The 21,214-nt window shown below is 71.3% G+C and carries 18 protein-coding genes; 3 read left to right on the top strand and 15 right to left on the bottom strand.

Annotated features, from left to right (window positions below; translation table 11 throughout):
• The first annotated feature begins 82 nt into the window (after positions 1-82).
• Together ACFXAE_RS29420 and ACFXAE_RS29415 are read left to right on the top strand one after the other, a co-directional pair.
• Positions 83-913: a pectate lyase gene (locus tag ACFXAE_RS29420; RefSeq protein WP_384720322.1), complete on the top strand. Its 831-nt coding sequence runs from the start codon at positions 83-85 to the stop codon at positions 911-913.
• Between the two features lie 340 nt (positions 914-1,253).
• Positions 1,254-3,461: a family 43 glycosylhydrolase gene (locus ACFXAE_RS29415; RefSeq protein ID WP_384720319.1), complete on the top strand. Its 2,208-nt coding sequence runs from the start codon at positions 1,254-1,256 to the stop codon at positions 3,459-3,461.
• On the opposite strand, the gene ACFXAE_RS29410 is transcribed toward ACFXAE_RS29415, so the two are convergent.
• From ACFXAE_RS29410 to ACFXAE_RS29340, 15 genes are all read right to left on the bottom strand, one after another.
• Positions 3,442-4,518, bottom strand: coding sequence for a dienelactone hydrolase family protein (locus tag ACFXAE_RS29410; protein WP_384720316.1), 1,077 nt, complete (start codon positions 4,516-4,518; stop codon positions 3,442-3,444). The genes ACFXAE_RS29415 and ACFXAE_RS29410 overlap by 20 nt on opposite strands.
• Complete coding sequence (locus ACFXAE_RS29405) at positions 4,502-5,623, bottom strand: pectinesterase family protein (protein WP_384720313.1); 1,122 nt, start codon at positions 5,621-5,623, stop codon at positions 4,502-4,504. Before ACFXAE_RS29405 ends, ACFXAE_RS29410 begins: the two co-directional genes overlap by 17 nt.
• Positions 5,624-5,721: 98 nt before the next feature.
• The gene (locus ACFXAE_RS29400; protein ID WP_384720310.1) at positions 5,722-7,056 is read right to left on the bottom strand and encodes a polysaccharide lyase family 1 protein; all 1,335 of its coding nucleotides are present in this window, start codon (positions 7,054-7,056) and stop codon (positions 5,722-5,724) included.
• A gap of 32 nt (positions 7,057-7,088) precedes the next feature.
• Positions 7,089-7,826: a rhamnogalacturonan acetylesterase gene (locus ACFXAE_RS29395; RefSeq protein ID WP_384720307.1), complete on the bottom strand. Its 738-nt coding sequence runs from the start codon at positions 7,824-7,826 to the stop codon at positions 7,089-7,091.
• Positions 7,827-8,038: 212 nt separating this feature from the next.
• Positions 8,039-9,397 (bottom strand): ABC transporter substrate-binding protein, encoded by a 1,359-nt coding sequence (locus ACFXAE_RS29390; RefSeq protein WP_384720304.1) that lies wholly within the window; start codon positions 9,395-9,397, stop codon positions 8,039-8,041.
• Positions 9,398-9,469: 72 nt separating this feature from the next.
• Positions 9,470-11,035, bottom strand: coding sequence for a family 43 glycosylhydrolase (locus ACFXAE_RS29385; protein ID WP_384720301.1), 1,566 nt, complete (start codon positions 11,033-11,035; stop codon positions 9,470-9,472).
• On the bottom strand, positions 11,032-11,877 hold the full coding sequence (locus tag ACFXAE_RS29380) for a PmoA family protein (protein ID WP_384720298.1): 846 nt from the start codon (positions 11,875-11,877) through the stop codon (positions 11,032-11,034). The genes ACFXAE_RS29385 and ACFXAE_RS29380 overlap by 4 nt, the downstream gene beginning before the upstream one ends.
• Positions 11,874-13,055, bottom strand: coding sequence for a Gfo/Idh/MocA family protein (locus ACFXAE_RS29375; protein ID WP_384720295.1), 1,182 nt, complete (start codon positions 13,053-13,055; stop codon positions 11,874-11,876). Before ACFXAE_RS29375 ends, ACFXAE_RS29380 begins: the two co-directional genes overlap by 4 nt.
• Positions 13,052-13,948, bottom strand: a complete 897-nt coding sequence (locus ACFXAE_RS29370) for a carbohydrate ABC transporter permease (RefSeq protein WP_384720292.1) — start codon at positions 13,946-13,948, stop codon at positions 13,052-13,054. Before ACFXAE_RS29370 ends, ACFXAE_RS29375 begins: the two co-directional genes overlap by 4 nt.
• Positions 13,945-14,877, bottom strand: coding sequence for a carbohydrate ABC transporter permease (locus tag ACFXAE_RS29365; RefSeq protein WP_384720289.1), 933 nt, complete (start codon positions 14,875-14,877; stop codon positions 13,945-13,947). The genes ACFXAE_RS29370 and ACFXAE_RS29365 overlap by 4 nt, the downstream gene beginning before the upstream one ends.
• A 95-nt stretch (positions 14,878-14,972) precedes the next feature.
• The gene (gene araD, locus ACFXAE_RS29360) at positions 14,973-16,694 is read right to left on the bottom strand and encodes an L-arabinonate dehydratase (protein ID WP_384720286.1); all 1,722 of its coding nucleotides are present in this window, start codon (positions 16,692-16,694) and stop codon (positions 14,973-14,975) included.
• Entirely contained in the window at positions 16,691-17,599 is a 909-nt protein-coding gene (locus tag ACFXAE_RS29355) for a dihydrodipicolinate synthase family protein (RefSeq protein ID WP_384720283.1), read from the bottom strand. The genes araD and ACFXAE_RS29355 overlap by 4 nt, the downstream gene beginning before the upstream one ends.
• Complete coding sequence (locus ACFXAE_RS29350) at positions 17,596-18,282, bottom strand: GntR family transcriptional regulator (protein ID WP_384720280.1); 687 nt, start codon at positions 18,280-18,282, stop codon at positions 17,596-17,598. Before ACFXAE_RS29350 ends, ACFXAE_RS29355 begins: the two co-directional genes overlap by 4 nt.
• A 148-nt stretch (positions 18,283-18,430) precedes the next feature.
• The gene (locus ACFXAE_RS29345; protein ID WP_384720277.1) at positions 18,431-19,189 is read right to left on the bottom strand and encodes an MBL fold metallo-hydrolase; all 759 of its coding nucleotides are present in this window, start codon (positions 19,187-19,189) and stop codon (positions 18,431-18,433) included.
• Between the two features lie 93 nt (positions 19,190-19,282).
• Positions 19,283-19,876, bottom strand: a complete 594-nt coding sequence (locus ACFXAE_RS29340; protein ID WP_384720274.1) for a TIGR03086 family metal-binding protein — start codon at positions 19,874-19,876, stop codon at positions 19,283-19,285.
• A 132-nt stretch (positions 19,877-20,008) separates the two neighbouring features.
• On the opposite strand from ACFXAE_RS29340, the gene ACFXAE_RS29335 reads away from it, so the two are divergent.
• Positions 20,009-21,208 (top strand): MFS transporter, encoded by a 1,200-nt coding sequence (locus ACFXAE_RS29335; RefSeq protein WP_384720271.1) that lies wholly within the window; start codon positions 20,009-20,011, stop codon positions 21,206-21,208.
• The last annotated feature ends 6 nt before the right edge of the window (positions 21,209-21,214 follow it).

The following is a 21,214-nucleotide window of genomic DNA, read 5'->3' as shown; positions in this document are numbered from 1 at the left end:
AAGATCGTCAAAGACGGCAACCCTTTCCGGGGCGGCGGCGACCAGGAGACGCAAAGACCCTCTCCACACAAGGACATCGCGCATGACTGCACGACCCGAACAGCCCGCCTCCCACCGCCGCCGGACCACCAAGCGGCGGGCCCTGATCGCCGGTGTCTCCGCGCTCGGCGTCACGGGCGCGGCGATCGTCACCACGACGATGCTCTCCACGGCGGGCGCCGCGTCGTCCTGGCCCTCCGACACCGGCAGCAAGCCGGTGTCCAAGACCGTTCCGGTCTCCGGAACGTACGACGGCGGCATGAAGAAGTTCTACGGCACCGGCGCCCTCGGCGGCGACAGCCAGGACGAGGGCCAGGACCCGGTCTTCGAGCTGGCCGACGGCGCCACGCTGAAGAACGTGATCATCGGCACCCCGGCCGCCGACGGCGTGCACTGCAAGGGCAGCTGCACGCTGCAGAACGTGTGGTGGCTGGACGTCGGCGAGGACGCCGCCAGCTTCAAGGGGAAGTCCTCGTCGGCCCAGTACAAGGTGATCGGCGGCGGCGCGAGGAAGGCCGACGACAAGGTGCTGCAGTTCAACGGCGCCGGCACGCTGACCGTGAGCGGCTTCCGGGTCGAGGACTTCGGCAAGCTGGTGCGCTCCTGCGGCAACTGCTCGACGCAGTACAAGCGCACGATCGTGCTGAAGGACATCGACGTCGTCGCGCCCGGCAAGTCGCTCGTCGGCATCAACACCAACTACGGCGACACCGCCACGCTGTCGCAGATCCGCATCCAGGGCGACAGCAAGAAGAAGATCAAGACCTGCACCCGCTTCCAGGGCAACAACACGGGCAAGGAGCCGAAGGACCTCGGCTCCGGTGCCGACGGGAAGTACTGCAAGTTCTCCTCCTCGGACATCACCTACAAGTGATCCCTCCGGGCCCATGACCCCGGGCCGCCGTCTCGACGTCCGGCGGCCCGGTGACCGGTACCGTCCGAGCCCCCCTCGGACGGCCGGTGACCGGTCTCGCCCGAGCCCCCCTCGGGCGGCCGGTGCCCCCGGCGGTCCGGACCCCCATCCGGACCGCCACCAGGACGCCCCGCCGGCTCACCTCCGGCGGGGCGTCCGCCGTTCGTCCGAGGCCCCGAACAGCGAAAACACCCGAAAACTTTCGGCGCTCTCCGTCCCACTCGCAGCTGTTGACGCCCCGCACTCCACTGGTGACACTCCGAGAAACAACAGAATCCCTCAGACTCCGACAGGAAGTGTCATGCGCCGCCCCACTGCCCGTCGCACGCTTCTCGTCCCGTTCCTCGCCCTTCTCCTCGCCCTGCTCGCCGCCCCGCCGGGCACCGCACACCCCGGAGCACCGCCCGTGAAGAAGTCCCCGTACGCCGGTTACCTCTTCGCCTACTTCACCGGCGAGGGCACCGCCGACGGCGAACAGATCCGCTACGCCCTCAGCCGCGGCAACGACGCCCTGCACTGGCGCGAGCTGAACGCGGGCAAGCCGGTGCTGACCTCCACGATCGGCGAGAAGGGGCTGCGCGACCCGTTCGTGATCCGCTCCCCCGAGGGCGACAGGTTCTACATGATCGCCACCGACCTGCGGATGTACCGGAGCAGCAGCGGCAGCTGGGACGAGGTCCAGCGGCACGGCAGCAAGTCGATCATGGTGTGGGAGTCCACCGACCTGGTCCACTGGACCGACCGGCGCCTGGTGAAGGTCTCCCCGGACAATGCGGGCAACACCTGGGCGCCGGAGGCCTACTGGGACGACGAACTCGACGCGTACGTCGTCTTCTGGGCGTCCAAGCTGTACGCCGACGACGACCCGGACCACACCGGATCGACGTACAACAGGATGCTGTACGCGACCACGAAGGACTTCCGCACCTTCAGCGAGCCGAAGGTCTGGAACGACCCGGGCTACTCGGTCATCGACTCGACCGTCGTCGAGCACGAGGACACGTACTACCGCTACACCAAGGACGAGCGCGACCCGTCCTCCGGCTCGCCCTGCTCGAAGTTCGTCACCGGCGAGAAGTCGGCGTCGCTGACCGACACCTCCTACGACTTCGTCTCCGACTGCATCGGCAGCGGCGCGATGAGCCGGGGCGAGGGGCCGACGGTGTTCAAGTCGAACACCGAGGAGAAGTGGTACCTGTTCATCGACGAGTACGGCGGCCGGGGCTACCTCCCCTTCGAGACCACCGACCTCGACTCGGGCGAGTGGACCCCGTCGACGGACCACCAGCTGCCCGCGAGCCCGCGGCACGGCACCGTCATCCCGGTGACGCAGGCCGAGTACGACCGGTTGCTCGCCGCGTACCCGGAGAGCCCCGCGTCGCTCGTGGACGCCACGGCCCCCGGCCAGAAGGGGTACGCCGTCGTCAGCGAGGAGACGGGCAGGGTCGTGCTGCCGATGGAGCCGGACGCGGACCTGCGGCGCCTCGCGCCGAAGCTGTGGCCGGCCGAGGGCGCGACGGTCGGCCCGAGGTCCGGCGCGCGCCGTGACTTCCGCGAGCCGCAGGTATACACGGTGACGGCCGCCGACGGCACGAGGCGCACCTGGACCGTCGAGGCAGTGCCCACCCGCAGCCCCGTGCTGCCCGGCCTGTACGCGGACCCCGACGTGCGGTACATGGACGGCCGGTACTGGATCTACCCGACCACGGACGGTTTCCCCGGCTGGGGCGGGACACGGTTCAAGGCGTTCTCGTCGAAGGACCTGGTCCACTGGAAGGACCACGGCGTGATCCTCGACCTCGGGCCCGACGTGTCCTGGGCCGACAAGAACGCCTGGGCGCCCGCGATCGCGGAACGCGACGGGAAGTACTACTTCTACTTCTGCGCCGAACAGCAGATCGGCGTCGCGGTGGCCGACTCCCCGGCCGGCCCGTTCACAGACGCGCTCGGCAAGCCGCTGATCGGCAAGACGCAGTTCGGCGGCCAGATGATCGATCCGTCCGTGTTCACCGACGACGACGGCCGGTCGTACCTGTACTGGGGCAACGGCCACGGCTATGTGGTGCCGCTGAACGACGACATGGTGTCGTTCGACGCCTCCGAGGTGAAGGACATCACCCCGGGCGACTTCCGCGAGGGCTCCTTCGTGATCAAGCGCGACGGCACGTACTACTTCATGTGGTCCGAGGACGACACCCGCAGCGAGAACTACCACGTGGCCTATGCGACCGGCCCGTCCCCGCTCGGCCCCTGGACCGAGCGGGGCACGATCCTGTCCAAGCGCCCCGAGTACGGCATCCTCGGCACCGGTCACCACTCCGTGGTGAAAACCCCCGGCACGGACGACTGGTACATCGTCTACCACCGGTTCGCGCTGAACGGCCCCGGGAGGTCCGGCGGGGACGGCACGCACCGGGAGACCACCATCGACCGCCTGGAGTTCGCCGCCGACGGCACCATCGAGCCGGTCGTGCCGACCCTGGAGTCGGTCAGGCCGGCGCGGCGGTGACCGACTCCAGCCAGGCGTAGGCCTCGTCCTGCATCACGGCGTCGAAGACGTGGCCGCGCTCCGGCCACGTCTTCAGCCGCAGCCGCTCCCCGGCACCGCGCGAGCACCAGACGGCACGCAGCCTGTCGTACGCGACCCGCACCCCGTCGGCGGGGAACAGGGCGTCGAGCCCGCCGTGGAAGAACAGCATCGGCTTCGGTGCGGCGATGCTCGCCACGTCGGGGATGTCGAGGTGCCGGGCGAGCCCTGGGTGGAGCATGTGGAACGCGGACTGCCCGCGCAGGGTGTTGTTACCCGGCACCATCATCTCCTTGAGGCCGGTCATCCAGCACACGCTCGCCGCGGCCGCGATGTCGTCGCTGAGCGCGGCGGCCTGCCAGGCGCGGTAGCCGCCCATGGAGAAGCCGACGGCGGCGATCCGCCGGGCATCGACGCGGTCGAGGCCGGCCAGGAAGCCGGCGGCACGCACGTCCTCCCGGGCCAGCAGACCGGCGAGGGAGCCGCCGAGGTGGAAGAGGGTGCTCGCCAGGGCCTGCTGCCGCTCGTAGGTGAGCGGCTCACGGTCGCCCCAGCCGAGGGCGTCCGCGCAGAACACCACATACCCCCGCCGGGCCAGTTCGTCCCCGACGAAGCGCCCGCCGAAGTACCGGCCGGCCCACTCCTCGGCGGAGGCAAGGCGGGTGTCGTCGTACCAGGGCCAAACGCCCTTCTCCTTGCCGATGTCGAACCGGGACCCGTGGTCGTGCAGCAGCAGGACCGCCGGGAACGGGCCGGCGCCCCGCGGGGTGAGCAGGGCGCCGCGGACCCGCCCGTAGCGGGTGAGGGAGAGGGTGACCAGCTCCCGCGTGTACCCGTCGCCGTCCGCACGGGCGGTGAACTCCGGGGCGTACGGCGTCCCGTCCTGCCGGCCGACGAGGAGGTGTTCCTCGACCACCGCGCGGGCCGTGCGCCGCCACGCCTCGAAGTCCCGGACCGGCGAGGTGCCCCAGGCGAGCGGGAAGGTCAGCTCGCCCTTGAGCACCGGGTGGAAGCCGGGCAGGTCACCGGTGGCGGGCATACGGCCGCCAGTCGCCGAGGTACGTCTCCCGGGTGTGCGAGGCGGCCTGCGCGCGGGTGAGCTGGGGCCTGTTCCCGGGCACGGTGATCACCGCGCCGGGGCCGGTGTTGCGGTACTCGGCGAACCGCTGGTCCTGCCAGGGGTAGCCGCTGGCCATGTTGGTGTACGGCGCGACCGCGTCGATGCCGGCGCCGAGCCGGGTCTCCCGGACGGTGAGCATCGGGCGGGCGGTGCGGTCGGAGCTGGGCACCCAGGGGCGGGCCAGTTTGTAGTGGCCGTCGGGGGCCTCGCTGCTGATCCTGCTCCGGGTGACCAGGTAGCCGTGCGGGTTGGCGCCGGCGGTGGAGGGTGCGAAGACGAAGCCGTACGGCGCGGCCGTCAGGTCGGGGCGGACCAGGGTGCGGAAGTGACAGTGCTCGAAGACGGCGGTGGCCCGGCCGAAGACGAAGTCGACGTCGCCCTCGGCGTAGCAGTGGGCGAAGTACTGGCGGGCGAAGGTGTCCAGGGACAGGGAGTCGGCGTACAGGGTGTCCTGGTGGCCGAGGAACCGGCAGTGGGTGAAGGCGCTGCGGTCGCCCTGCACCTTGAGGGCGACGGCCTGGGTGCCGCTGGTGCCGGGGAGGTCGGTGCGCAGCCAGTCGTTGGCGAAGGTGATCCAGCGGGCGGTGAAGCCGTCGGGGCGCACGGTGGTGGTGGCCGAGCCGGAGGTGCCGTGGGTGCCGGAGCCGTCCGGCTTGGGGGTGCCGGCCGCGTTGTCGTAGACGATCACCACGTCACGGGGGTCCTCGGAGGCGCCGAGCCAGGTCATGCCGGTGCGGTCGGCGTCGACGGAGACCGTCTCGCGGTAGGTGCCCGGGGCGATGACGAGGGTGCGTCCGGTGCCGGTGGCGGCGGTGACGGCGGCCTGGACGGCAGTGAAGTCACCGGCGCCGCGCGGATGGACGTACAGGGTCCTGGGGGTGAGGCGGGCGGACGGTGAGCCGTACCGGCCGAACGGGCCGCGGGGCCGGTGGCCCGCCTGCGCCGGGGCGGCAAAGAGGGCGAGCGCGGCGGAGGCCGTGGCGCCGGTGAGCAGGAAGTTCCTTCTGGACAGGGGCGAGGACATGCGGAAACTCCTTCGGCGACGAGCGACGAGCGACGAGCGACGAGCGACGGGTGACGGGCCGGGGCGGGGCGGACCGCCCCGCCCCGTGCTCGCGGGTGTCAGCGGATACGGCCGGCGCCCGCGCCGTACTCGACCAGGAACGGGACGACCCGGGCCGGGTGGACGGCGGTGCGCAGGGTGGGGGTCCAGCCGGCGCCGGACCGCAGGGTCTCGGCCGGGATCTCCGCGTTGTGCACGGCGATCAGGTCGACCCGCTCGCCGTTGACCAGGTTGTGCCCGGCGGTGACCGGCGAGTCGTTCCACCGCTTGAGGATCTTCGCCGGGCTGATGCCCTTCGCCAGGGTGAACGCGTTGTGCTCGGCGACGAGCTGGGACTCCTTGCCGACGCCGAAGCTGTAGGAGTAGCCCTCGGTGGCCACGAAGTGGTTGTTGTAGACGTCGACCTGGCCGAAGCGGACGCGGGGCGCGCGCTCGACCAGGCCCGAGAACAGGTTGTGGTGGAAGGTCGCCTTCAGCTTGCCCCGGTCGCCGACGGCGGTGGACTCGCCGTCGCTGTTGCCGATGAGGATCGTCTTGTCGTGCTCGGTGAAGACGTTCCAGGAGGCGGTGACGTGGTTCGCGCCCCGGACGATGTCCAGCTCGCCGTCGTGCTGCTGGTACAGCATGCCGAAGTGGGTCGGGGCCGCGCTGTCGGGGTGGTCCCCGTCGGTGAAGGTGTTGTGGTCCAGCCAGACGTGCGTGGAGCCGTACACCACCGCGGTGTCGTACTCGGAGTTCCAGTTGCCCCGGCTGCCGTCGGTCGGGTCCCACTGCGGGAAGCAGTCGACCGGGCTCTCGAGGGTGAGGTTGCGGACGATGACGTTGTCCACGCCCTTGATCTGCAGGCTGGCGCCCTTGATGCCGGCGTTCCGGCCGACACCGATGATCGTGGTGTTGGAGGGGACGGTCGCCTTGATGGCGGTGTCCTGGGCGGCGGCGGAGGCCCTGCGCAGCCCCTCCGGGCTGTCGTCCGGCTCGGCGCTCAGGTCCTGCTCCAGGCCCCAGGTCTCCGGCGCGTACGTCTCGAGGTAGGCGTCGAAGTCGTAGCCGGGCGCGGCGAACGCCTCGCATCCCTCGGAGACCGCGTCGATGGTCCCCTTCACCTTGATGATCTTCGGGGCGTCCCCGCCGGCCGCCAGGGCCGCCTTGAACTCGGCCCAGGTGCGCACGGTGTGGACGTGCTCGCGGTCGGCGGCGGCGCCTCCGGTGGTGCCGGTGCCGTAGGAGGCCCAGCCGTCGCCCGCGCCCAGCGTCTGCCGGGCGGGGTCACGGTGGTGGTGCGACGGGGAGTGCGCCTGGGCGCCGGTGCCGGTCAGGGCCAGGACGAGGGCGGTGCAGCCGGTCAGCGAGGCGGCTCTCATTGTGGCATGCACATGCCATCCGGATCTGTTCATGGTGCGGCTCTCCTTCTCATGGTCCAGGGGTGTTACGCGACGGCCTCCGGCCAGGTGATCCACGACTGGGGGATCTCGTCGTCCAGCCGGCGCACGTCGCGCGGTGCGAGCACCCGGGTGCGCAGCAGCTCCCGGGCGACCAGCCGTGCCACGGCGATCGCGCCCGGCGGGTTGAAGTGCGTGTTGTCCTGCTCGGCCGCCGTCCAGTTGAAGTACTTCTTGGTCTCCTCGGCCCCGAGCTCCTGCCACAACGCCAGCGACAGCGCCTGGACGTCGAGCAGCGCGACCCGCTCCTCGGCGGCCAGCTCCCGCATCGCCGCCGGGTACTCCCCGTGGCTCGGCACGGCCCGCCCGTCCGCGTCGAACCGCCGCCGCTCCACGGCGGTGGCCAGCACGGGCCGCGCGCCACGGGCCCGGGCCCCGTCGACGTACATCCGCAGGTACTCCTGGTACGTCGACCAGGGCTCGGTGTGGCGGGCGGGGTCGGCGGTCTTCTCGTCGTTGTGCGCGAACTGGACGAGGAGGAGGTCACCGGGCCGGACCGAGGAGAGGATCGCCTCCAGCCGCCCCTCGTCGACGAAGCTCTTGGAACTCCGCCCGTTCACGGCGTGGTTGGCGACGGTGAGGTGCCGGTGGAGCAGGAAGGGCAACGCCATTCCCCACCCGGTCTCGGGCGCGGCGTCGGCGTACTTCTGGGCGGCGGTGGAATCACCGGCGATGTGGAGAGTGCGGGAACGCCGGCCGGGCGTTGCCTGCGCGGTCCCGCTCATGGCAAGAGCGAGAGGAACGCCGATCCCGGCGACGGCAGCCTGTCTACGCGTGAGGGACACGAACTGTGCCTTTCGACAGGGGGCGACAGGAACGCCCCGAAGGGGCGCGGGACTGTTTCGATGTGCGGCTCCGCCGCGTGGGCGCGACAAGCCGGGGACGGCCCGCGGCCCGAAGCGAATCGGGCCGCCCCACGGCGAGGAGGGACCCGGTGTCAGCCCATCTGCTCCTGCCACTCGGCCTGCGCCTCGTTCAGCTGCCCGGCCATCGTGTCCAGGAAGTCCTTCGCGCTCATCTTCCCGAGCAGGACCTTCTGGAAGTTCGGCTCGTTGTCCGCCTTGGAGATCGTGTTCCAGTCCGGCAGGTAGTACGGCAGCTGGACGATGGTCGTGGAACCGTCGTTCAGCGCCTCGGCCGCCAGCTTCGTGGGCTCCGCCTTACTGATCCACTCGTCCTTCGCGGCGTCCGTGTGCGCCGGCACCTGCCCGGCCGACTCGTTGAACTTCGAGCTCGACTGCGCCGACGTGGCGAACTCGATGAACTTCCAGGCGGCCTCCTTGTTCTTGGAGCCCTTGAACAGGCCGACGCCGTCGACCGGGTTGGAGACCTGGACCCGCTTGCCGCCGGGTCCGGTCGGCTGCGGGATGCCCCGGAACTTGTCGGTGGTGAGCGCCTTGACGTGGTCCTGGTACGAACCGAGGTTGTGGTTCAGCATGCCGATCGTGCCGGAGTCCCACTGCGCGACCATCTTGGTGAAGTCGTTGTTCAGGTCGGCCGCGGGGGTGACCTTCTTGAACAGGCCCGCGTACTTCTCCAGGGCCTCGACGTTCTTCGGGTCGTTGACCGTGGTCTTCTTGCCGGAGGAGTCCCAGAACGAGGTGATGCCGGACTGCCCGTACATCGCGTCCAGGGCCTGGGCGATGGAGCCGGCGCCGCCGCGGATGGTGTAGCCGAACTCGTTCTTGCCCTTGTTCGTCAGCTTCTCGGCGGCCTCGTAGAACCGGTCCCAGGTGGTCGGCTCCTCCAGGCCCGCCTTCTCGAACAGGTCGGTGCGGTAGTACAGGACACCGTTGTTCGCCGAGGTCGGGATCGAGTACAGCTTGTCGTCCCCGCCGCCGGCGGCCCGCAAGGACTCGATCATGTCCTTGTTGAGCTTGCCGTTCAGCGGCGACTTGGCCAGCCGGAAGTCCAGCGTGTCGAGCGCGTCCTGGGCGGCGAAGCCCGCGAGCATCGAGGCGCTGATGCCGCCGACGTCCGGCAGGCCGCCGCCCTGGATGGCGGTGTCGACCTTGGACTGGTACTCGGTGGAGGCGATACCGACGTACTGGACGTCGATGTCCGGGTTCGCCTTCTCGAAGTCGGCGATGACCTCCTTCCAGATCTCGGTGCGGACACCGCCGTTGTTGTCCCAGAAGACGATCTTGCCCTTGCCGTCGCCCTCGGCGCCGTCGCCACCCGTGCTGCCGCCGTCGTCGCCGCAGGCGGTGGTGGTCAGGGCGAGCACGGCCCCCAGGGCGACGGCGGCCGACGCCCGGCGTCCGCCCTTGCTGTTTCTGAGAATGCTGATCTTCATTGGTCGGCTCTCTTCTTCTGGATCCAACGGACTGTGAAGTTGTGGGGGGTCGGTCGGGGCGTACGGCGGTGTTCAGCCGTACGCCGGGGTGCTGATCCGGAACCGCGTGAACGTGGCGGTACCGGCGTGTCCCTGGCCGGTGGGTGCCACGGCGACCAGGCCGAGCAGGGCCCCGACCCAGCGCCAGGGAGTGGCGGCGAAGACCTGGCCGGAGGGGCGGAAGCCGTCCCCGGTGTCGCAGGAGAAGCGGCAGCGCGCCCCGGCGCCGATGTCGACGCGCAGCAGGGCCCGGCCGCCGGGAGCGGGCCTCGGGTGGTCGGCGTCGCGTTCCTTGTCGGCGACCGTCTCGGCGAACCGGTGCACCAGGTGCACCGTGCCGTCCGCACCGCGCTGGAGCCCGATCCAGCGGTACGCGTCCCCGAGGACGGCGAGCCCGGCACGTGCCCCGGGTTCCTCGCTGTCGAGCCGCAGTTCCACCTCGACGGTGCACGGGGTGCCGGGCAGCCGCTGGGTCAGGACGTGGGGCAGTGCGCGCAGGTCGTGCGCGTCGGCGGAGCGGACGCAGGTCAGTCGCAGCCCGTCGGCGGAGTGCTGGGTGGCCCAGCCCTCCTTCGGGTTGGCGGTCCACTGCCACTGGCGGCCGAACCGTCCGCCGGGGAAGTCGTCGTCGGTGGCCGGCGCGGCGGGCGGCTGCGGCGGCAGGTCCGGGCGGCGGTGGACGGCGACGGGGGCGCCGTCGTCCCCGAGCACCGGCCAGCCTCCCCCGCTCTCGGCTTCGCTCGAGCGGGAGGTGCCCCCACCGCCCCAGCTCATCGGCTGGAGGTGCACGACACGGCCGTACGGTCCGCGCTGCTGGAAGTGCAGGAACCAGTCCTCGCCGGACGGGGTGCGCACCCAGCCGCCCTGGTGGGGGCCGTTGACGTCGGTGTCCTTCTGCTCCAGGACGACCTTCTCCTCGTACGGTCCGAAGAACGCGCGGGAGCGGAAGGCGCCCTGCCAGCCGGTCTCCACTCCCCCGGCGGGGGCGAGGATCCAGAACCAGCCGTCGTGCCGGTAGAGCTTGGGGCCCTCCAGGGTGAACCAGCCGGGGATGCGGTCGGCGTCGACGATCACCTTGCCCTCGTCGAGGAGTTCGGTGCCGTGCGGGTGCATCCGGTGGCCGGTGAGGCGGTTCTTGACGCCGGAGCGGGACTTGGCCCAGGCGTGCACGAGATAGGCCTCGCCGGTCTCGTCGTCCCACAGGGGACACGGGTCGATCAGGCCCTTGCCGGCCTTCACCAGCAGCGGCCGGGTCCAGGGGCCGCGGATCTCGGGGGCGTTGACCTGGAAGATGCCCTGGTCGGGGTCGCCCCAGAAGATCCAGAACCGGTCGTCGTGGTGGCGCAGGGACGGGGCCCAGACCCCGCAGTCGTGCCGGGGCGTCGTGAACTCGGCTTCCGGCTCCAGGCGTTCGAGGGCGTGGCCGACGAGGGTCCAGTTGACCAGGTCGCGGGAGTGCAGCAGGGGCAGTCCGGGGGCGCGGCCGAAGCTGGAGGCGGTCAGGTAGAAGTCGTCGCCGACCCGGATCACGTCCGGGTCGGACCAGTCGGCGTCCAGGACCGGGTTGCGGTAGGTGAGGTCGGTCTGCTCGGCGGTCACGGGCTCACCGCCTTGCGGACCAGGGCGGCGGCGGCGCTCCGGTCGAGGCGGCCGTCGGCGACGACGGTGACGATCCGGCGGACCGCGGTCTCGCCGGGCGGGAGGGGCAGCCGGTCGGCGTGGGCGAGGGAGGAGCCGACGCCCGGGTATTCGGCGGTGCGCACGAACCAGGGGTCCCGCCTGGTCTGTTCGGTGGCCCCCGCGAAGACGAGCGTCCAGGTGGATCCGGCGAGCGCGACCCAGTCGGCGGGCCGGCCGTGCACCTCGCTCTCGCCCTCGGCGTGGGCGGTGAAGACGTCCGGTGCCGTCTCCTCCTTGCGGGCCCGCCAGAAGAAGCCGCCGTACGCGGCTCCGGGGCGGCCGTTGGTGGCGGGGCTGCCGACGGAGAGCGGCGCACCGGTGACGTTGGTGAGGGAGAAGGTGAAGTCCAGCGCCCAGGCGGCGCCGGTGAGTTCGGTGACGGCGACCGTGCGGCGCTCGCGCAGCAGCTCGCCCGGCGCGGCCATCCAGCGCAGCTCCTCGACGAACCCGTCGGGGTCGCGCAGCTGGTAGGCGGTGTGCCGCTGGGAGCCGTGGTTGTCCAGCTCGGTCGGCCCCCGGTCGCGGACGTAGGTGCGTCCGCCCCAGAAGTTGAACCCCTCGACGTCGGGAACGGCGACACCGACGCCGAGGTGGTGGGTGTGGTCGGCGGGGCTCAGCTCGGTGACCGCCGTGCCGGCCAGGGTGGTGACGGGGTGCAGGTACGGCCGCGGGGAGAGCCGGGCCGGCAGTTCGGGCCGGGTGACGTACCGGCCGACGGGCCGGCCCGCGACGCGCAGCACCACGGAGTCGTTGCCGGTCATCGGGTGCTCACCTCTTTCGGCAGGTGGTGGGCGGGCAGGGCCCAGGAGGCGCCCAGCTCGGAGTAGAGGGACAGGGTGTCGGCGGCGGCCGCGACCAGACCGTCGACGCCGGGCACGACCCGGCGGTTCTCCCCGGGGACGTGCCGCCAGGCTCCCTCGGGCAGCGGGGCCGGGTCGGGGGCCCGGCGGATCGCCTCGACGACCCGCATGAAGGCGCCCGTCCCGTCCGGGGTGACCAGCAGGGGGGTGCCGTCGGTGAGGTGGGCGACGAGGTTCTCCAGCAGGTCGGTGCGATCGAACCGCATCTCCTCGGGGCCGTGGTCCGCGCGCTGGAGCAGGACGCGGTCCTGCTTGTACCAGAAGGTGATCCGGCCGGTGGTGCCGTGCACCAGGACGTACGGCTCGTCGGCCCGCTCGGCGCACAGGGTCGCGGCGACGGTGACCGAACCGCCCCGCGCGGTGGTGATCCGTACGCAGGAGGTGTCGTCGGACTCGATGTCGTTGGCGCGCAGCAGCTCGGTCTCGATGCCGGCGACGTCCTCGGCGCGGGTGCTGCCGGCGAGCGCGAGGGCGGTGGCGACGGCGTGGGCGAGCGGGTTGGTGAGCGCCCCGTCGACCACGTCGACGCCGTTCAGCCGGCGCCGGCCCGCCCAGGGCGCCCGCCGGAAGTACTCCTCGGGCCGCACCCAGGCACCGGCTCCGCCGATCCCCACCACCCGGCCGACGGCCCCCTCGGCGACCAGTTCGCGGATCGCGGGCACGGCGTGCGAGCCCAGCGACTGGAAGCCGATCTGGCAGGCGACCTTGGCCGCGGCGACCCCGTCGGCCATCCGGCGGTACTCGGCGTACGACGGCGCCGGGGGCTTCTCCAGCAGGATGTGCACGCCCCGCTCGGCCGCCGCGAGGGCGAGGTCGGTGTGGGTCGGGATCGGGGTGCAGATCACCGCGATCCGGGCGCCGGTGGAGTCCAGCAGCGCGCCGAAGTCGGCGGACTGCTCGGGGAGTTCACCGCCGAACTCGTCCTCGGTGAGCGGGGTGAGCTCGCAGATCCCGGCGAGCCGTACGAGGCCCTCCGCCTCCAGGCGGCGGATGTTCGCCACGTGCCAGCGACCGTGGCCGCGGGCGCCGGCGAGGACGACGGGCAGCGGGGTGCCGGGCGCGGTCCGAGGTGCGGTCATCCCTTCACCGCCCCCGCGCTGAACCCGGTGATCAGCCACTTCTGGATGAAGGCGAAGACGAGCACGACGGGGACGGCCGCGATGATGCCGCCCGCGGCGAGCGCGCCGAGGTCGACGCTGTCCGCACTCATCAGGGTGTTGAGGCCGACCGGGATGGTCTGCTTCTCCTGGTTGTTGAGGAACATCAGGGCGAACAGGAAGTGGTTCCAGGAGTGGACGAAGGCGAAGGAGCCGACGGCGATCAGACCGGGCCGCAGCAGCGGCAGGACGACCACCCGGAAGGCCTTGAACCGGTTGCAGCCGTCGACCCAGGCGGCCTCCTCCAGGGAGTACGGCACGTTCTTGATGAAGTTGCTGATCAGGATGATCGACAGCGGCAGCTGGAAGACCGTCTCGGCGATGATGACGCTGCCGAGCGAGTTGATCATCTGCAGTTCGGCGAAGATCTCGAACAGCGGGACAAGGAGCAGCGCGCCGGGCACGAACTGGGAGCAGAGCAGGGCGAGCATGAAGCCCCGCTTGATCCTGAAGTCGAACCGGGCGAGGGCGTAGCCGCCGGCCAGGGCGACCAGGGTCGTCATGATCAGGGTGGCGACGCCGACCAGCACGCTGTTGTAGAAGAAGGTGCCGAAGCTGCGGTCCGTCCAGACCTTCTCGAAGTGGACGAAGGTCATCGGCCAGGGGACGAGCGAGGTGGAGCCGGCCGGGCGGAGCGCGAAGAGCAGGATCCAGTAGAAGGGGATGAGGGTGAAGACGAGGTAGATGCCCAGGGGCAGGTAGATCTGCCAGCGGGGTGCCTCGTCCCAGGCCCGGCGCTTCTTGTTCGGCCGCGGCGGCTCGGGGTCGGTGCGCGCGGGGGCGGGGGCGGCCACGGTGGCCTCCTTGGTGATCACTTCTCGCCTCCGAACTTGCTCAGCCGCAGGTAGACCATCGAGCAGAAGAGCAGGATGACGAACGCGACCGTGGTCAGGGCCGACGCGTAACCGAAGTTGTGGGCGTCCACCGAGGTGTTGGCGATGTACAGCGGCAGTGTCGTGGTCTCGCCCGCGGGTCCGCCGCCGGTCAGCGTGTAGAGCAGGTCGACGTTGTTGAACTCCCACACCGCGCGCAGCAGCGTGGACAGGATGATGGCGTCCTTCAGGTGCGGCAGCGTGATGTGCCAGAACTGCTTGATGCGGCTGGCCCCGTCGACCTCGGCGGCCTCGTAGAGGTCCTTCGAGACGGACTGGAGGTCGGCGAGGATGAGGATCGCGAAGAAGGGGACGCCGCGCCACAGGTCGGCGACGACCACCGCCGGGAAGACGGTGGAGGTGTCCGACAGCCAGCTGACGCCGTAGTCGCCGATGCCCATGTCCGCGAGGTAACGGGTGATGCCGGTCTGGGAGTTGTAGAGCAGCACCCAGATCGCGGAGGTCAGCACGCCGGAGACGGCCCACGGCGAGAAGACCATGGCGCGGCCCAGGGCGCGGCCGACGAAGGTCTGGTTGACGATGAGGGCGAGGGCCAGGCCGAACAGCAGCTGCAGTCCGACTTCGACGAAGACCCACTTGGCGCTGAAGACGAGGGTGTCCCAGAACAGCGGGTCCTCGGTGAAGATGTGGGTGAAGTTGTCGAAGCCCGCGTAGCCGTTCCGCCAGGGCTTGGTGGGGTTGTAGTTCTGCAGGCTGTAGTAGAAGACGCTGATGACCGGGTAGGCGATGAAACCCAGCATGAGCAGGGCGGCCGGCGCGATCAGCAGGTACGGGAGCCTGCGGGGCGTGGCGGAGGCACGGCGCCGCCGGGGTGGCCTGGGCGGTTTCGCCACGGCTGCGGCATGGGCCATGACTGTTCTCCGTTTCTCGGTACGTCGTGCTGTGTGGTGCGCGAGCGGGTGAAGCGCTTTCTTCGTAGGTGTGCGGGAGTCCGGGGGACGGCCGGTCAGCCGGCGTACGGGTCCTGGACCGTGCCCGGGCGGGCGAGGAACTCGAAGTCGCAGCCGGTGTCGGCCTGCGTGATCTGCTCGTTGTAGAGCGCGCCGTAGCCGCGCTCGTAGCGCACGGGCGGCGGCGTCCACCGCTCCCGGCGGCGCTGAAGCTCCTCGTCGTCGACGTTGAGCCGAAGGAGGCGGTTGGCGACGTCGAGGGTGATCGAGTCACCGGTGCGCACCAGGGCGAGCGGACCGCCGACGTACGACTCGGGGGCGATGTGCAGGACGCACGCGCCGTAACTCGTCCCGCTCATCCGGGCGTCGGAGATCCGCACCATGTCCCGCACCCCCTGCTTGAGCAGGTGGTCGGGCAGGGGCAGCATCCCGTACTCGGGCATGCCCGGTCCCCCCTTGGGGCCGGCGTTGCGCAGCACCAGCACGCTGTCGGCGGTGATGTTCAGCGCCGGGTCGTTGATGGTCCGCTGCATCTGCTTGTAGTCGTCGAAGACGACGGCGGAACCGGTGTGCTGAAGCAGGTGCTGTTCGGCGGCGACGTGCTTGATGACGGCACCGTCCGGGCAGAGGTTGCCGCGCAGCACGGCGACCCCGCCCTCGTCCGCGACCGGGTTGTCGCGGGGCCGGATGACGTCGTCGTTGTGCACCTGCGCGCCGGCGATCTGCTCGCGCATCGTGTCGTGGCAGACGGTGGGACGGTCGAGGTGGAGCAGGTCCGGGATCCGGGAGAGGAACCCGGGCAGTCCGCCCGCGAAGTGGAAGTCCTCCATCAGGTACGTCTGGCCGCCGGGCCGCACGTTGGCCAGCACCGGGACGGTGCGGGCGATGCGGTCGAAGTCGTCGAGGGTGAGCTTGACGCCCGCGCGTCCGGCCATGGCGATCAGGTGGATGACGGCGTTGGTGGAGCCGCCGAGTCCGAGGACGGTCGTCACCGCGTCCTCGAACGCGTCCGCGGTGAGGATGTCGCTCAGCCTGCGGTCCTTGTGGACCAGACCGACGATCGCCAGGCCCGCCTTCGCGGCCATCCGGTCGTGCCCGGAGTCGACGGCCGGGATGCTGGACGCGCCCGGGACCGTGACCCCGAGGGCCTCGGCGGCGGCGGTCAGCGTGGACGCCGTACCCATCGTCATGCAGTGGCCGGGCGAACGGGCCAGGCCGCTCTCCAGCTCCTGCATCTCGCAGTCGCCGATCAGGCCGGCCCGCTTGTCGTCCCAGTACTTCCACATGTCGGTGCCGGAACCGAGGGTCTCGCCGCGCCAGTGCCCGGGGAGCATCGGCCCGGCGGGCACGAACACGGTGGGCAGGTCGGCGCTGGCGGCGCCCATCAGCAGGGCGGGCGTGGACTTGTCGCAGCCGCCCATCAGCACGGCGCCGTCGACCGGGTACGACCGCAGCAGCTCCTCGGTCTCCATGGCGAGGAGGTTGCGGTAGAGCATGGGGGTCGGCTTCTGGAAGGTCTCGCTGAGGGTGGAGACCGGGAATTCGAGGGGGAAACCGCCCGCCTGCCAGACACCCCGCTTGACGGCCTGCGCGCGGTCGCGCAGGTGGACGTGGCAGGGGTTGATGTCGGACCAGGTGTTGAGGATCGCGATGACGGGCTTGCCCAGGTGCTCCTCGGGCAGGTAGCCGAGCTGGCGGGTGCGGGCGCGGTGGCTGAAGGAGCGCAGGCCGTCGGTGCCGTACCACTGGTGGCTTCTGAGCTGCTCGGGGGACTTCATATCGACCACCCCGCGGCGATGGCGGCGACCTCGGCGCGCTCGCTCTCCGGCAGCGGTCTGCTCGGTGGGCGCACTTCGCGGCGGCACAGGCCGAGGGAGGCGAGGGCCTCCTTGACGACGGTGACGTTGTTGGCGGAGCCGTTGGCGGCGCGCAGTTCCTCGAAGCGGCGGATCTGCTCCCACACCTTCATGGCGGTCGGGTAGTCGCCGGAGCGCAGCGCCTCGATCATGTTCAGCGAGACGGACGGGGCGACGTTGACCAGGCCCGAGGTGAAACCGGTGGCGCCGGCCGAGAAGTAGGAGGGGGCGTACGGCTCGGCGAGCCCCGCGACCCACACGAACCGTTCCAGTCCCGCGTCCCGGGCGAAGGCGGCGAACTTCGACGCGTCCGGCACGGCGTACTTCACGCCGATCACGTTGGGGCAGGCGTCGGCGAGTTCGGCGAGCCGGGCGCCGGTGAGCTGCGCGTTGCGGAGGTAGGGGACGACGCCGAGCTCGGGCACGGCCTCGGCGATGGCACGGTGGTAGTCGACCCAGCCGCTCTGCGAGACGTAGGGGTGGACGGGCTGGTGCACCATCACCATCTGCGCGCCGAGTTCCCGGGCGTGCCGTGCGGAGTCGACGGCGGTGGGCACGTCGTGGCCCACGCCGACCAGGATCACCGAGCGGTCGCCGGCCTCCTCGACGGTCAGCTCGGTGACCAGCCGGCGCTCGTCGGGGGTCAGGGCGTAGAACTCGCCGGTGTTGCCGTTGGGGGTGAGGGTCGTGATGCCACCGTCGAGGAGACGACGCAGCAGGGCCCGGTAGGTGTCCGGTTCGACGGAGCCGTCCTCGGCGAACGGGGTCACCGGGATCGCCACCACGTCGGCCAGGGCCGCCCGCTGGGTCTCGAACGTCGTTGTCATGCCTGACCGTCCTCTTTCTGGGCTTCCGGGGCCGCCTCGAAGTCCGCTTCGACTTCGGGGAAGGCCCGTCGCACGAACGACGCGATGTGCGAGTGCAGGGCGCGCGCCGCGCCGTCCGCGTCCCCGTCGAGCGCGAGCCGCAGGATCTCGCGGTGCTCGCTCGCCTCCCGTTCCCAGGAGGGGTCGGCGGCCCAGGCGACGGCCGAGACGAGGGCGGCCTGGTCGCGGACCTCGTCGAGCATCCGGCCGAGCAGCGGGTTGCCGCAGGGCACGTAGAGGGCGCGGTGGAACGCGCGGTTGGCGAGCGACCGTTCGGCCGTGTCGTCGGCCTCGTCGGCCCGGGTCAGCGCGTCGCGTGCGGCGTCCAGGGAGGCGCCGCGGCGCACGGCGCGCTTGAGTGCCTCGGGTTCCAGGAGCAGCCGCACGTCGTAGACCGCGCGTGCCATGTCCGCGTCGACCATGCGCACCGTGACGCCCTTGTACTGGCTCATCACGACCAGGCCCGTGCCGGCCAGGGTCTTGAGCGCCTCGCGCACCGGGGTCTTGGACACCCCGAACTGTGCGGCGAGGTCGGCCTCGACCAGGGCCTGGCCCGGTGTGAACCGGCCGGTGAGTATGCGGCGTTTGATCTCCTCCAGCACGTACTGCGTGCGGGAGGGGATCGGCGTGGGCACAGAGGTCATGCGCGCCTCTCGGATCTCGCGTATCGGATCTCGTGTATGGGATCTCGCGTATCGCGTCTCATATATGACGTACGAAGTACGACGCCGATGACCGTAGGAGTGGCCCAGAGTTTCGTCAATGGTTCCGACAAAGGAACTTGCCGTTGCCTCACACGGCGTGCGTGCGGCCCTCCCGGGCGGTGGCGGTGGGTCCGCCGAAGGCGGAGGCGGCCCGGGCGGTCGCCGCCTCGGGGGTGAGCGTGGGGCCGACATGGGTGACGAGGAGTTCGCGCACGCCCGCCCGCCGGGCGATGCCACCGGCGTCCTCGGGCGTCAGGTGAACTCGTTCGCTTTCGCGATGCTCGTCGATGTCCGCCTCGCAGAGGAACAGGTCGGCGTCGCGGGCGAGTCCGGTGAGGGCGGCGCACGGTCCGCTGTCCCCGGAGTAGGCGAGGACGCGTCCCGCGCACTCGGCGCGCAGCCCGTAGGCCTCGACGTCGTGGACGACGGCGGTGGAGGTGAGGGTCAGACCGCCGTGACGGACGACCTGCCCGTCGTACAGCGGCCGGAAGTCGAAGACGCCGTCGAGGAAGCCGGTGTTCGGACGCCCGAGGAACCCGGCCAGTCTCTGTGCGCAGCCAGCGGGCGCGTGGACCGGGATCGGTGCGGGTGGGGTGAGCCCGCCATACGCGAGGCCGTACACGGCCGCGAGCAGATCGGCGCTGTGGTCGGCGTGCAGATGGGAGATCCAGATGGCGTCGAGCCGCGCGGGATCCGTGTGCCTCCGCAACTCGGCGAATGTCCCGAACCCCGCGTCGACCCACACCTCGGCACCCCCGCCGCGCAGGAGGTGTCCGGATGCGGGGCGGTCCGGGGCGGGGTGCGGGGAGGCGGTGCCGAGAACGGTGAGCGTGAGATCGGAAGTCATGCGGGGAGGCTAAGGGGGGCTCCCCGGCCCTCGCGCCGGCTTTTGTGCGGGCCTCGGTCGTGTACGGGCCTCGTCTTCATGCCGGCCTCGTCTTCATGCAGGCCTCGTCCATTCCGGGTCCCGGCCGCTGAGGCCGACCGTCCGGTCCAGGAGCGGGGCGTCGGACGGGACGGGGACGACGGGGCCGAAGATGCCGTCGCCCCGGTCGGGGTCCTCGGCGGCGGCCAGAAGGGAGGTGTGCGTGGCCTCCAGGGCGGCGGGGTCGGGCTCGTACGGCTGTCCGGTCGCGCGGGCCAGGTCCCAGCCGTGGATCACCAGCTCGTCGGTGACGACGGCGCCGGCGACCTCGCCCGGCAGGTCCACGCCACCCGCGCGGGTCGTGCCGGTCCAGGCCGCCGGATCCCGCCAGACCTCGGCGAGCTCGTCGAGCACCTTGGGCAGTTCCTCGCGCCAGCCGGGGCCGATGTCCGGCAGGACGGCTCCCGGGTCGGTGTCCGTGGTGACGCCCAGGTCCTTGCGGCCCGCGTCCCGGAAGGCCACGGCCAGTCCGAGGAGGTGGCCCAGCATGTTGCGTACGGCGTACTGCGGACAGGGTGTCCCGTCCTCCAGCCGCTCGTCCGTGACGGCCTCGGCGAGGCGCGCCACGATCCGGGTCTGCGGTCCGAGGTCGAGCGTGGTGTCGGTCATCGGGTTGCTCCTCTTGACGGTGGTCCTGGGAGGTAGACCGGCCGGCCCCGTGGAACTCATCGCTCGGCGGCCCTCCTTCTAAGGCACCTGCCCGATCCCCACGGAGGGTCCTTATGCCCACGATGAGCAGGCATGACGACGACATGGACGGCGGCCCGCGTGCTGCGGGACCGCAACTCGGGTCTCTGTCTCACCTCGGTGGTGATCTCCGGCTTCGGCACCTCCGCGCTGTGGCTGGCCTCCGGTGTGTGGGTGAAGGACCTCACCGGCTCGGACGGCCTCGCGGCCCTGTGCCTGCTGGCGATGTGGGCCCCCACCCTGGCCGGCCCGCTGCTGGGCACCCTGGCCGACCGGTTCCGCCGCAGACCGCTGCTGATCACCGCGAGCCTGCTCATGGCGGGCCTCCTGCTCACCCTCTGCGCCGTCGACTCACCGCGCGGACTGTGGCTGTTGTACGCGGTGCTGTTCGTGTACGGCGCGGCGGGCGTCGTCCACGACGCGGCCGAGTCGGCGCTGATCGCCACCGCCGTGGACCGCTCCCTGCTCGGCGACTTCAACGGCCTGCGGACGACCGTCGGCGAGGGCACGAAGCTGCTGGCGCCGCTGGCCGGAGCGGGCCTCTACGCGGCGTACGGCGGGGCGGGCGTCGCCGTCCTGGACTCGGCCACCTTCCTGCTCGCCACGGTCGTGTACGCGTTTCTGCGGGTACGGGAGGACCGGCCCGAGCCGCCAAGGGGCGGACGTCGTGAACGGACCGTGGAAGGCGCCCGTTTTCTGTGGGCGCACCCGGTACTGCGCCCGCTGGTGCTGGCGGGCGGTGCCTCGATGCTGTGCGCGGGCCTGAGCGGGGCGCTGGTCTACGCCGTGGTCGACGCCCTCGGTCACTCCCCCGCGTACGCCGGTGTGCTGTACGCCGTCCAGGGCGCGGGATCGGTGCTCGTCGGCCTGCTCTCCGGTCCCGCCCTGCGGCGCCTCGGCGAACGGCGCTTCGCGGCGTACGGCATCGCCCTGCTGGCCGTCGCGGTGGCGCTGCGCGCGGTGCCGGACGACCCGCTGGCGTGGGCGTGCAGCGCGGCGATCGGCGCGGGGCTGCCCGCCGTACTGATCGCCACGCTCACCGCCGTGCAGCACGAGACCCCAGGCCCGTTGCTGGGGCGGGTCACCGGCACCGCCAACACCCTGGTGTACACGCCGAACGTGCTCGGCCTGGCGGCGGGCGCGGCCCTGGTCGAACTCCTCGACCACCGCCTGCTTCTGGCCGCCCTCGGCTGCGCCCTGACGGCAACGGCGGCAACACTCCTCACCCACCGGCCGAACCCCACCCCGGCATGACACAAC

It is taken from the genome of Streptomyces sp. NPDC059454 (genome assembly GCF_042749965.1).
Taxonomy (GTDB): Bacteria; Actinomycetota; Actinomycetes; order Streptomycetales; family Streptomycetaceae; genus Streptomyces.
The sequence above is the reverse complement of the archived record's forward strand: the minus strand, read 5'-3'. Positions and strand labels throughout refer to the sequence as shown.